Source organism: Psychrosphaera saromensis, from assembly GCF_002954545.1.
GTDB lineage: Bacteria > Pseudomonadota > Gammaproteobacteria > Enterobacterales > Alteromonadaceae > Psychrosphaera > Psychrosphaera saromensis.
Genome location: NZ_MSCH01000003.1, coordinates 438,700 through 451,273, shown reverse-complemented (window position 1 = coordinate 451,273; position 12,574 = coordinate 438,700). Strand labels below are relative to the sequence as shown.

Genomic DNA, 12,574 nt, shown 5'->3' with positions numbered 1-12,574 from the left:
CTGAACTATTAACGTTTCCTGTTATAAATTTATTTTTATAACAGAAATATTTGCATAGAGAGGTAAAGCAGAGCAAGAACTAAGAGCGTTAGGTGCTTGGTTAGCTGATTTATTCAGTTGAAAATCTATAGATAGTAATAGGTTAATCTATGTGCTAAAAATAATAATAGAATAAAAATAACCCAATCGTCGGTAGGAAAACGACCCATTGGGGCGATATTAAATTTTTATATCCTCAAAGGTAATCTTTATGCTTGGTAATCCGCCCCGACCACCGAATGAAAAAGTAATATGGCGCTATTTAAGCTTAGATAAATATTTAGACTTGTTATTAACAAAAACTATAAAATTTACACAAGTCGGTATTGCCGCTGATCAGCTAGAGATATCATTAATGCTTAAGCGTTTAGAGCAGAATGGTAGTTTAGATGGTAGAGAGAATATACTAGAAAGTGCATCTCACTTTATAAATCTACTGAGAAAATCACAGTACATTAGCTGTTGGACAGGTAAAGAACATGAATGTAGGTCTTTGTGGTTCTCTTATCTTGGAGAATCAAGGCTTGGTGTCGCAATAAAATCAACTGTCGGCCAGGTTCGAGAGCATATCGCTTGGGGAGACTATGGGGTAAATTGTAACGAAGTTATTTATCGTGATACTTTTGAAAACGCCGAAGAACTTCAAAATAATATAAAATTATTAAATTCAAAAGCATTGGCTTATTCTTCTGAATCGGAGGTACGTTTTTCGGTTAACGAATCTTTGATGCATTTACCTGAAGCTGAGCTTTCAGCGGCTAATCCTCCAGTTCAAATCGACCCCAATTCTTTGCCAAAAGTTATTAGTTTCGATTCAGATTTACAATCGATGATAAATGAAGTCTGGATTTCACCTTATTGTCAAGAATGGCAACTTGATATGCTAAAAAATGTAACAGATAATCTTGCACCATATTTAATGAATAAAATGAAAAGATCCGACTTAAATGAACGGATATAAGAAGCGCCTAGACTCCGACAATGTTAAGTTGTCATAGTTTTTGCAAACAACTCAAAAATCCACGCCAACACATTGCGTGCTAGGCAGCGTTATAAGCACAGGGGAAGTTCATGCGCGATATTCTCATTTTGTTATCTTTATTAAGTTACCCTAGCTTGGCTAGCGTAACTTCTACAAATATCCAATTAACTCCTGAAAAAGCCTTTTGCTTGGGGTTCACTCTAGACCGCCCCGGTGAGGAATACGTTGGTTTAAATTACCCATCAGTGATTGATAAAAAATGGGTTCCAGTATCAACGATCGTTGAATATAGCCTTAATGAAAATCCAATTTTCATAACAAGAACTGATTTTGATAAAACTAATAAGAAAAAGCAGATGGTTATTCTTGGTTTTCACGAAACTATTCATTCTGGTGGTGATGCTGCTGTATCAATTACGTACCAATGTCTTGAAAAGTGCGGAGTTAATTATTTAAAAAACTATAATGTGCCGTCTATCGTTAAGTATATTGAAGCCAACGTGCAACAGTGCTTATAAAAATAAAACGGATCAGGGAAAAATTAAATGTTTTAACTGTTGGGGTTGGCAGACTATCTCTTTAGGGATGTTGATTTCATTAGGTTGCATTGTCATACTGGACGCCGTTTACTTAAAGAAGCGTTAAAAAATTAAAGTGTAATAATGCCGATATAGGTGGGTTTAGCTTGTTTTATAATGGCTGTACTATCATGCTGTTAGTTCAATTAGATGACTTTTATAAAGGGATAACAAATAAAAGTGCCACCCACTTCAATGAGACGCTTATGGTAGTTCACCATATAGGATAATAATGAAAGTATTAATAAAAATGTCTTTGTTAGTTGCTCTGTTCGTATCAAACCATGCTTTTGGTAGTTGCTGGTTGAATTCAAAAAAAGAGCGTGCAGTAGTGGAGTTTTTTGAACTATTGACCGGTTCTTTTACTTTTAATCAACTTGTTGCAGGAAAAGTTATGTCATCAGGCAATGCAAAAGGTGAGCGGAGTCTGAGGAATTTAGTTACTTTTCAATATGAAGTAGAAGGCGTAGAAAGAGGATTAAGTTTATTTGGATGGATACCTAATGGTAATACATTATATTTACAAACTGTAAATGATAGGCAACCAGAGCGTCCAACTTACCTTTCTGGTGTTATTGATACAAAATCATGTAGTTTATATTTGTCTAATCCTAGTAATACATCATCGTCATATCGTTTAAATTTTTTATTGAAAAGTAAAAATAGCTTTGAAGTTGAGACTTTAGATGCAAATGAAAGTGTAATGTATATTCAAGTTGTTAAAAAAATATAACGTGCCTACCTACTTTAATTCGAAACTAGGTTAGTGAGGAAACTGCAAGGATGAGTTACTTAAATTAAACTTGAAATAAAACGGGTCAGAGAAAAATTAATTTGATTTTTAATCACTGAGTTCGGCAGACTATCTCTTTAGGGATGTTGATTTCATTCGGTTGCATTGCCATACTGCAGACTGTTTGCTGAAAGCAGCATTTAAAATAAAGGGTAATGATGTTCCAGACTGTAATAATACCGATATTGGTTGGTGTAGCTTGTTTTATAATGGCTATCCTCTCTACAAGCACTATCATGCCGTTAGTTCAATTAGATGACTTTTATAAAGGGATTATAACAATTGCAATTTGGGTTGTGTCGTCCGTTTTACCTATGGAGTATTTACATAAAAAAGCGAAGAAAGAAAAGCTGAAAAAGAAAAGTACAAAGTAAGACTTAAGTCTTCATTTTTAGCTTGTAAAATACTCGGTAAATAACAAACAGTACGCCTAATACAACCAGATCAAATATTAGGTAAGTGAGTAGGTGCTCATATTCGTATGACGCACTGCCATTCCCAATACCTCTATCACTTCCAATACTACTGTCACTACCTATCGCTAGGTTACTCATAGTTATTAAAACAAGAGTAATGACTCGTATGATATTTATTTTATTCATAAATAAGAAATCCATTTGTTTGCAACACCAGTGCTAAATGTAAATTAATAAACGATTAAATGCAAATGATTCTCAATTGGATTTGTCTGTGTCTAAATACTTCTTACAAGTGCCAGTTTGACCAAACTAAAAACTCGTTGTTTATCTTTTCAGTAGCTGATAAGTTATTGCTGTGACAGGGAAAAATTGAACTAAGTCGTTTTTTTACTAATGTAAATCAACTATTTTATCGTCAGTTCTTTTGTCGTTAGGCTTTTATTTGTCCGAGCTTAACGTCTGTATTTTGTAGGACGAGGAGTTGTAAAATGAAAAAATTGTTACTTATAGCACCATTCGCATTATTGTTAACGGCTTGTGGAACACCTAGCGTTGATGACATGGTAGAAGACCAAGAGTTATTAGCTGAGGTCTCTTTAGAATGTACTAAACTGATGATGGAAGGAAAGGATACAAATACAGAAGAGTGTAAAAATGCGGCACTTGCACAACAGAAAGTGGTTGAGAATATGACCAAAGGCCTTATGGACCAATTAGGTAACTAATAAAGCCCAGCAAGATCTAAGCGCCAATAATTAATCTTTAACTATTGGCGTTCTTCTGAATTTCCCATCTCATCTTTTCGTTAGATTAAAATAAGTTAAGTTAAATTGTGCCAATTCTAATCTGCTATTGTCACAGGGAAATTACATGCAAAAACTAATGTTATTCGTATTTTCAATTTATGCCTTTGCTGTGTCAGCGGAACCCAATACAACAAAAGATTTATATATTGCTAGCTATATAAAGTCGATGACACCTTTACTGCGAAAAAATGTAATGAACAGAATGCCAGATTTATCTCTCAATGACTTAAATCTTATTGTTACTACTACCACGGAACAAATGGCAGATTGTTCTTATTATTCTATTGCTGATTATCCAGAGCGCTATCGTAATTTATCAATAAGCACTATCTCTCAAGGTGTTAATGTATTTGAAAGTGCGGCGCAGGTTGAAGCTCTGATGCAGTCTGATATAGAGGCTGGAACTATCACACCAGAGAAAGTCGTTAGCTTGGTTGAAGATGCAAATGAGAAAATCGCTTTGTGTATGGAAGGCTTATAATAAGCGACTTACAATAAAATGACTCACAAGATGGCCTACAGTTGTCCCATGCCAGCAGGTAAAAATTAATGATAAGTTGTAATGAGTATGACTATGTTGAAATAGTTTGTATGTATCGATATCCGATTAAGATCACATTAAAAACTGGTACGGTCATTGAGGGCATTGCGCTTGATACTCAATATAATGACGAGCGTAAAGAATGTATCAAAGTAGATGTTGATGACAGTGAAACATTAATAACATTGGCTGGAATTGCCATGTTAGAAGTGGGTATTGAGAATCCGCATTTTCAACAAATCTCTTTTGTTTAAGCGGCTGAATTTAAAGGTGCTAAATTTAAAAGCTCTAAGTTTAAAAGCGCTAAGTTAAAAGGTACTAAATTAAAAGGTACTAAATTTAAAGGTATGGGCATTATGACAATTGAACAATTAACAGAATTATTAGGCTGGGCGTCAGTGATCAATATTGGCTACCTTTTCTTGGCGACTATGTTTTTAGTATTTTTGCGAAAGCCTATATTTTATATTCACAGTAAAATATTTGGAGTGGATGAGAGTGAATTAAGCGCCCAATATTTTAATTTTTTAAGTAACTATAAAATAGCAATATTAGTTTTTATGATCGCGCCATATTTAGCACTAAAAATTATGGGGCAATAAATAAGCGCAGCTTATATGTTTTTATCACCTCATAAGTGTGTAACAAAAGCCTGCTTTACAGCAGGTTTTTGTGTTTTGTAGTCCACAAATGTAATAGCTCTACGCCTATGGTTGCCGCTGCAAGTGCGGTTATTTCTGCGCTGTCATAAGCAGGAGCAACTTCCACTACGTCCATTCCAATTAAGTTTATTCCCGCTAATGCTCGTAGTATCTTCAATACTTTATCACTAGATAAACCACCACAAACTGGCGTGCCTGTACCTGGTGCAAACGCTGGGTCTAGGCAGTCAATGTCAAAGGTTAAATAAACAGGCAAGTCACCAATCGTTTGTTTGATGGTTTGTACTATTTGCTCAACGCTGTCGTCATTGGCTTGCATGGCATCAATCACTTTAAAGCCATGGTTTTGGCTTTTGTAATTGGTTCTTATACCAATTTGGATTGAACGCTCTTTGTCTATTAAACCTTCGTTTGGTGCATGGTAAAACATAGTGCCGTGATCATATCGACTGCCATTATTGTAAGTGTCGGTATGAGCGTCAAAATGAATTAATGCCATTTTGCCAAACTTCTTTTTGTACGCACGTAACAAAGGCAGAGTCACAAAGTGATCGCCACCTAAGGCCAATATAGTTTTGTTGGCATTAAGTAATTGCGTGGTTGCGTCTTCTACTTTTTGGGTGAACTCAACGGCATCACCTGTGGCGTAAACTAAATCGCCAGCATCAACAACACGTAAGTGTTCAAACAAAGAAAATGTCCAAGGGTATTTTCTTGTTTCCCACGCTAAATTAACCGACGCCTGACGAATAGCGGTTGGCCCCATACGAGCGCCAGAGCGCCCAGATGTTGCCATGTCAAAAGGTAAACCTAATACCACAACATCGGCATCTGACATTAACGGGTCAAAGCTTAATGGCTGACGCATAAAGGTCATGGCATTTGAGTAGATTGAATTATCTACTTGGTTAAATAGGTTATTAACAAGAGCCGTCATGCTAAAAATCTTCCAAATAAGTATAACCACGTAATCCAGCGACTAATTCTTCTAGAATAGGCGCGCGTTGATCTTCCGGTAATTTGGTATTTACTAAGTCTTCATAAGCTTCGGTAAATACGTCCACATCTAAATGTACATAGCTCAGCATATCGGCAACTGAGTCACCTTCGTTTATTTCTTTGATGTCAACTTCACCGTCGTCATCCAATAAAATAACGGCGCTGTGTGTGTCGCCAAATAAGTTATGCATGTCGCCTAAAATTTCCTGGTAAGCGCCCACTAAGAAGAAACCTAGCAAGTACTCTTCACCCTCTTTCCAGGCTGGAACTGGCAAGGTTGTTTCTATGCCTTGTCCGTCAACATAACTACCAATTGTGCCGTCTGAGTCACAAGTGATGTCTAACAATACCGCTCGTTTTTCATGTGAGCGTTCCAAGTTGGTCAGTGGTAATACTGGGAATACTTGGTCAATGCCCCATGAGTCTGGCAAAGATTGAAATAAAGAAAAGTTAACAAAGAACTTATCTGCTAATTTTTCAGTTAAACCGTCGATAATTGGACGGTGGAAACGGTTTTTAGCATCCATTAATTGATGCAATTCGTAACATACTCGTAAGTTAACTTGTTCTGCCCAAGCGCGTTGTGGCAAGTTTAATAAACCCATACCAAATTGAGTATGTACTTCGGCAATGTCACTTTGAGTGTCGTGATAAATTTCAATTAAGGCTCTGTCGTCATTACGTTGGCTTAGTTGTAACCAAGAATTCCACATGTTTTTTAATAACAAAGGTGCAACCACTTCTGGCTCTGGTAACACTTCAGGCTGATACGATTCTGCGCCAATAACGTTGGATATTAATACTGCATGGTGTGCGGTTAAAGCACGGCCAGATTCAGAAATAATCATCGGCATAGGTTCTTTGTAGGTTTTACAAGTGTCGCCTATGGTGTAAACGATATTGTTAGCGTACTCAGCTAAGCTGTAGTTCATTGAGTTATGAGATTGGCTACGAGTACCATCGTAATCAATGGCTAAGCCGCCACCTACGTCCATGCATGTAATACCTGCACCAAGTTTACGTAATTCACAATAAAAACGCGCAGCTTCGCTTACGCCTAGCCTAACATCACGGATGTTGGCCATTTGCGAACCTAAGTGGAAGTGCACTAGGACTAATGCATCCAACATATTAATATTCTTTAATACCTGAACTACGTGCAAAACTTGTGATGCGGATAAACCAAATTTAGATTTTTCACCGCCACTGGCTTGCCACTTACCTTTTCCTTGTGATGCTAAACGGACGCGAATACCTAAACGTGGTTTAACACCAAGTTTTTTAGCTTCCGATAAAATCATCTCTAGTTCAGACATTTTTTCCAAAACGATATGAACTTGATGACCTAGCTTTTCACCAATAAGTGCTAAGCGAACATATTCTTTATCTTTATAACCATTACAAACAATTACAGACGACGCTTTATGAGCCAAGGCTAATACCGCTAACAATTCAGCTTTACTGCCTGCTTCTAAACCAAGCTGTTTGTTTTCTTGGTTATATTGGCTAGCAAGAATTTCGTCCACCACTTCACGCTGTTGATTTACTTTAATTGGGTAAACCAGTAAGTACTTTTCTTGGTAGTCATATGACTTTATGGCGTTGTTGAACGCGTCACATAAACTATGCACACGATGGTGAATAATTTGAGGAAAACGCACAAGAGCAGGCAAAGTTAAGCCTCTGTCTTGGATCATTTTAGCTATCGTACTTAAGTCTACGGTATGTTCTGGGCTTTCCACTTTTGGTGCCACATACACGTTGCCTGAGTCGTTTATACCAAAATACCCTTGGCTCCAATGACGTACGTTATAACAAGCGCGTACGTTCTCAAGTGTGTTTTTATTCAATGCTTTTCCTTGATAATTTAGATGTATCAATAGGTTTAAAAATAGGCGGCGATTAGAATGGACTAAGCAAATAAAGTACAACAAAAAAAAGTGCGGAGATTGACTAATATTTTTTATTGCGCAGGTTATTATTTGAATTCAATATCAGAATTAGTTGCTAGTGTGTAATATAATCAGCCTTTAATCAGATATGTCGCAAATGACTAATCAACTAAATGTTAAACACTCGTAAAAAGATCACAGAATTTTAAAGATCATAAAACTGGAAAGATAATAATGAAATATATGCAACGCAACTCATGGCTACTTATTATTGCTGTGGCGATATCTGCTTTAATAATAACGGTAAGCACTAATGAGACTAGCAGCTCTGATGATAATGCAGCGCTTAATAGTAAGATAATGTTGCAAGGTAAGTGGATAACAGAAACAAATGGTCAGGCGATGTTAGACCCACAAACCTCAGGGCTAAAACATTGGCGTGGCAAGTTGTTATCTATTTCTGATGCCAGTGCTGATAGTTCACAGCAAAAACAGTTGCATGTTATTGACCCGAGTTCAGCGGTTTTAGACCCTACCATAATGCAAATAACCATGTCTGACGCTGTTCAGCAAGGCTGTTTTGCTGATTACTTAACTGACAAACCTGACTATGAAGCGCTTGCTGTAAATCCAACGAACGATAGTGAAATTATTATTGTGACGGAAGATGCAACACGCGGCATTGGTTTATCAAAAGAGTGTATGCAACGTTTTACTAATTCTGGTTCCACCAACTACCCAAGCTTATTAGTGCGTTTACTGGTGAAAGATAAAAATACGGTAGAGATAAGTAATGTACGTCCGCTACAATTTGCTGCTGATTTTAACGTAGGTAACTTTCCAAATGACGGGATTGAAGGGTTAGCGTTTGGCCAAAACAATCAACTTTATTTAGCGTTAGAAAAAGACCAACAAAAACAAGCTCGTATTTTCTCGGTTCAGATTGGACAAGACTTTTGGAGCACAGACGACTTTGCGCCTGTTGCTGATCCTGAATTATTATTGCCTAAATTTGACTCTGGCAATCATCCGTTAAATGGCATGGATTATCTTGCGGTTAATGGAAAAGCTGGCTTTCTAATCGCAGCGGCAAGAAACGACAGCAAGCTGTGGATTATTGACTTAGCCAAACAACAACCGACCAAAGTAATCGAGTTAGGCTTTTTAGCGCCAACCAATGTGAGTGATGGGTCTTGTAACGTTTGGGATGAAATGGACAATGCGTCGTTAGAAGGGCTAGGTATTATCGGCGATACCATTTGGATGGTGAACGACCCTTGGAAACGTAACTATATGAAAAACGTTATTTGCCCGTCGAATGAAGCTAAGTTTAAAGCTATGTCACCTTTGTTATTTTCTATGCCGGTAGCAAAGCAGTGGTTGAATTAATAATTTTATAAAAGCTCATTAACAAGATTTCATTGATGCGGTTAACTGTATTCAGATCATATAATTAATACGCACAAAAAAGGGACGAATATTCGTCCCTTTTTATTGTAAAAAAATATATTTACTACTCGTTTATTTACCCAATAAACTAAAGATTTTTTTGGCAATATCAGTGTTGTCGATTTTGCCTCTGAACATTTCACTACCTGCACCCATAGCAAAAACTTGAACATCAATTCCAGTGTGGCCGCCAGATGTCCAGCCAGTGTTAGTGCGTTGATCAATGATTGCTTTGACTATTTTATAAACTTGCTTGTCAGATGATTTCTCAACTTTAGCTTGTTGTAAAAATACGAGTTCTTCGTCGGTAATTGTAAAATGAAGTAACTCTTCAACTAGCTTTTTGTTAATTTCTGAATCTAGTAAGGTTTTAGTAATAGCACTAGGTGATTGGGTCATCGTACGTAAGTACTCTGGGTTCCATTCATATTTGCCATTTGCTGCAACCGTTAAACCGCCTGTGCTGTGATCTGCCGTCATTACAACTAGTGTATCAGGATGGTCTTTTACATACTGCTCTAGGTATTCCATTGTAGTCGCTAAGTCTGTCATTTCACCCATAGCCGCTGCAATGTCATTGCTATGCCCAGCCCAGTCAACTTGGCTCGCTTCAACTAACATGAAGAAACCTTTTTTATTTTCTAACTGATCAGTAGCGGCTTTAGTCATCACAGATAAACGCTGTGGATTGGTATCATCTAAAGACCAAGGTAAGCCTGTGTTGCCAAATAAACCAAGAAGAGGTTTATCATCAGGTACGTTTGCTAATTGGTCGTAGCTATCAACGTAATGGAATCCTGCAGTCTTAAATTCATCGACAAGGTTACGGTCATCACGGATAAAGTAACTCCAACCACCACCAAGATAAACGTCAGCTTTAATCCCTTCATCTATATAGCTGTTTGCAATTGCGTCGTAGTTTTTACGACTTTCGTTATGGGCTAAGTATGAAGCTGGTGTTGCGTGGTTAATTTGTGAAGTAACAACAACGCCGGTTTTTTTACCTGATAGCTTTGCATATTCTAAAACCGTTTGAACTGGCTTTTTATCAACATCGACACCAATAGCGCCATTGTATGACTTAACGCCAGTCGACAGTGCAGTAGCGGCTGCAGCAGAGTCAGTAACATAACCTGACACTCTAGCTGGGTAAGTACTTGCCATACCAACTAAGTGACGGTCGAATACGGTTTCTTCAATCGCTTGGGTCGTCGGGTCATCATTATAATAACGATACGCCGTGGTATAAGCTGGTCCTGTTCCATCAGCTACAACCATAATTATATTTTTAGGTGCTTGAGCAGCATTGGTACCTTCGTTGCTGCAAGCGTTTGTAAGCAAAGCAAGACATGCGATTAAAATTGTTTTTTTCATTTTATATTCCAATATTTATACACTGAATTATTAGGGTTAATTTAGTTCACGGACTCAACACGTAAGTCCAGCCAGACTAATCTGTGATCGGATGATGCACTGCGATCTTTGATTAATCTGAAAGTATCTTCTTGTTTAGTGGGCCAAAATACGCCACTGCTTTTTACTTTTATACTGCTTTTTGACGGTAAAACATAATCTGCTCTCATGCGCCAAAATGCCGTGTGATTTTTTCCAAACTTATTACTAGGGCTATGTTTCTGTGCGCCGTTACTTTGTGGCATCACATCTTGTACATTTTTATGATTTAATAAATCACCTATGCCTGCATATATGGCATTACCTTCAACATTAGAGGCATTTAAGTCACCCAATAATACAAATGGTTTATCGCTGGCAAGTCCACCTTTATTACCTTGGTCATCATAAATATAAGAAGATTTTTCTGGCGTTATATAATCCGTCCATAAACGAATTTCATCATGGTTACGTTTGCCGTTTCTATCTTCTTTACCATCAAATACTGGTGGCGTAGGGTGGCTAGCCAAAATATGCAGTTCGGTACCATTAACGTTAACTGGAATATCCCAATGAGACTTGGAGGATAAACGTAATTCATTCCATGTAGTGTCGTCGTACCAAGATTTACCTGCTTTTGGGTCTGCTGTTGGGGTATTTATTGGAGTAACAGGGCGAAGTGCACCAGGCATGTCTTTCCATTTAAACATCTGGAAAGTACGAATGTTAGCTTGGTCAATTGGGTATTTAGATAATAACGCCATGCCATAATGACCAGAAAAATGACCGTAGCCATAACCATCAGCAGGGAGTTGGCCTTTAGTACCATTATTATCTAGGTCTAAGTTTGAATTAACTCCGGTGTTTACTGGCCCTTGGTAGAAATATTTGTAATCAATACCAGCCTGGCCATTTTGACCTTGGTTTAAATAGTCTTTGATAAAGCTTACTAATGCGGCGTGATCTTTGTTTTTGCTTTTGTTAATGCTGTTATCGCTGTTTGTTCCATTGTCGAATTCATTCAACAAAATGATGTCTGGTTTTACCCGTTGGATAATTTCAGCAATGTTTTTAATTTGTTGATGACCTGTGGCTAATGCATTAACCAGAGTTTGACCTGATAGGTCGGACTTTTTATCTTTAGAGTTTTTTGCATAGTTCAGCGCTTCCATACTGACATTAAATGTCGCCACTCTAATTTCACTAGCATCTAATTCAGTTGCGGTCAGCATAAATAGTATCGCTATTAATAGGTAGTTTTTCATTATGGTTTATTTTAACCCGCAGCCTCGTAAAATCATGTCGGTTAAAAATTTGATAACGGTTTCTACGTCATCATCTTCGTAATCAGCTCGATTCATTATGGTTAATATTTGCGTTTCAAAGTCAGCGTAATGCTGCGTTGAAGACCAAATAAGAAAGATTAAGTGAACCGGGTCAACATCCAACATTTCGCCATTATCAATCCACTGTTGAAATAACTTAGCCTTTTCACGTACCCACTGTCTTAAATAGGTGCGAGCGAATTCTTTTAGATGTTGTGCGCCTTGGATGATCTCCATTGCATATATTTTTGAAGATTCAGGGTAATTGAAAGACAAGCGTACTTTGGCATCAATAAACTTTTCTATTGCTACCTTAGGACCATCTACTGGGTCAATATCGCCAATACCTTGATCCCACATTTCCAATGTGTGCTCAAGTACAGCTTGGTAGATGTTATCTTTGTTTTTGAAATAATAGAGGATGTTAGCTTTAGGTAATTCTGCTCTGTCGGCAATAGATTGCACTGTCGCCCCTTTATAGCCTTGAAGAACAAATTCAGTACTTGCCGCAATAAGGATCTTCTGTTGACTTTGAACACGGATGTTACCGGTTTTTTTAGTCTGATTTGTTGTCATGTGTTATTACCCAAACGCTAAAGACTTCTAATTAAATGATGCATTAATAGAAAGAAATTTAATCCATGTTTATAAATATTGACCAAGTAGTTGGTTTTCTATATTTAGCTGCCGTTGTTCC

The 12,574-nt window shown here is 37.4% G+C and carries 15 protein-coding genes; 9 read left to right on the top strand and 6 right to left on the bottom strand.

Going from position 1 to position 12,574, the window contains the following annotated elements; all coding sequences use genetic code 11:
• The first annotated feature begins 250 nt into the window (after positions 1–250).
• From BTO11_RS02035 to BTO11_RS02020, 4 genes are all read left to right on the top strand, one after another.
• Positions 251–1,000, top strand: a complete 750-nt coding sequence (locus BTO11_RS02035) for a hypothetical protein (protein ID WP_105051015.1) — start codon at positions 251–253, stop codon at positions 998–1,000.
• Positions 1,001–1,110: 110 nt separating this feature from the next.
• Positions 1,111–1,539, top strand: a complete 429-nt coding sequence (locus BTO11_RS02030; RefSeq protein WP_105051014.1) for a hypothetical protein — start codon at positions 1,111–1,113, stop codon at positions 1,537–1,539.
• A gap of 292 nt (positions 1,540–1,831) precedes the next feature.
• A complete protein-coding gene (locus tag BTO11_RS02025) occupies positions 1,832–2,332 on the top strand; it encodes a hypothetical protein (RefSeq protein ID WP_105051013.1) in 501 nt (166 codons plus the stop codon).
• A 218-nt stretch (positions 2,333–2,550) separates the two neighbouring features.
• Positions 2,551–2,766: a hypothetical protein gene (locus BTO11_RS02020; RefSeq protein WP_105051012.1), complete on the top strand. Its 216-nt coding sequence runs from the start codon at positions 2,551–2,553 to the stop codon at positions 2,764–2,766.
• A gap of 3 nt (positions 2,767–2,769) precedes the next feature.
• Here the strand turns inward: BTO11_RS02020 and BTO11_RS02015 are convergent, their stop codons facing one another.
• Positions 2,770–2,994: a hypothetical protein gene (locus BTO11_RS02015; RefSeq protein ID WP_146105449.1), complete on the bottom strand. Its 225-nt coding sequence runs from the start codon at positions 2,992–2,994 to the stop codon at positions 2,770–2,772.
• 305 nt (positions 2,995–3,299) lie between these two features.
• Here BTO11_RS02015 and BTO11_RS02010 point away from each other — a divergent pair, with 305 nt between their 5' ends.
• The 4 genes from BTO11_RS02010 to BTO11_RS01995 all read left to right on the top strand — a co-directional run bounded on the left by BTO11_RS02010 (position 3,300) and on the right by BTO11_RS01995 (position 4,760).
• Entirely contained in the window at positions 3,300–3,536 is a 237-nt protein-coding gene (locus BTO11_RS02010; RefSeq protein ID WP_105051010.1) for an EexN family lipoprotein, read from the top strand.
• Positions 3,537–3,681: 145 nt separating this feature from the next.
• Positions 3,682–4,098, top strand: a complete 417-nt coding sequence (locus BTO11_RS02005) for a hypothetical protein (RefSeq protein ID WP_105051009.1) — start codon at positions 3,682–3,684, stop codon at positions 4,096–4,098.
• 68 nt (positions 4,099–4,166) lie between these two features.
• Entirely contained in the window at positions 4,167–4,412 is a 246-nt protein-coding gene (locus BTO11_RS02000; RefSeq protein ID WP_105051008.1) for a Rho-binding antiterminator, read from the top strand.
• 102 nt (positions 4,413–4,514) lie between these two features.
• Positions 4,515–4,760 carry a DUF6868 family protein gene (locus BTO11_RS01995; RefSeq protein WP_181135817.1) on the top strand — a complete coding sequence of 82 codons (246 nt, stop codon included), beginning with the start codon at positions 4,515–4,517 and terminating at the stop codon, positions 4,758–4,760.
• 55 nt (positions 4,761–4,815) lie between these two features.
• Here BTO11_RS01995 and speB read toward each other — a convergent pair whose 3' ends face one another.
• Entirely contained in the window at positions 4,816–5,757 is a 942-nt protein-coding gene (gene speB, locus BTO11_RS01990; protein WP_105051007.1) for an agmatinase, read from the bottom strand.
• 1 nt (position 5,758) lies between these two features.
• Entirely contained in the window at positions 5,759–7,669 is a 1,911-nt protein-coding gene (gene speA / locus BTO11_RS01985; protein WP_105051006.1) for a biosynthetic arginine decarboxylase, read from the bottom strand.
• A 276-nt stretch (positions 7,670–7,945) separates the two neighbouring features.
• Here speA and BTO11_RS01980 point away from each other — a divergent pair, with 276 nt between their 5' ends.
• A complete protein-coding gene (locus BTO11_RS01980; protein WP_105051005.1) occupies positions 7,946–9,100 on the top strand; it encodes an SdiA-regulated/phytase-like domain-containing protein in 1,155 nt (384 codons plus the stop codon).
• Positions 9,101–9,232: 132 nt separating this feature from the next.
• On the opposite strand, the gene BTO11_RS01975 is transcribed toward BTO11_RS01980, so the two are convergent.
• Genes BTO11_RS01975 through BTO11_RS01965 form a run of 3 tightly spaced genes read right to left on the bottom strand, consistent with a single transcriptional unit; the run spans position 9,233 to position 12,453 of the window.
• Positions 9,233–10,534 (bottom strand): alkaline phosphatase, encoded by a 1,302-nt coding sequence (locus BTO11_RS01975; protein WP_105051004.1) that lies wholly within the window; start codon positions 10,532–10,534, stop codon positions 9,233–9,235.
• Between the two features lie 41 nt (positions 10,535–10,575).
• On the bottom strand, positions 10,576–11,817 hold the full coding sequence (locus tag BTO11_RS01970; RefSeq protein WP_105051003.1) for an endonuclease/exonuclease/phosphatase family protein: 1,242 nt from the start codon (positions 11,815–11,817) through the stop codon (positions 10,576–10,578).
• A gap of 6 nt (positions 11,818–11,823) precedes the next feature.
• Entirely contained in the window at positions 11,824–12,453 is a 630-nt protein-coding gene (locus BTO11_RS01965; protein WP_105051002.1) for a TetR/AcrR family transcriptional regulator, read from the bottom strand.
• Positions 12,454–12,574: the final 121 nt, after the last annotated feature.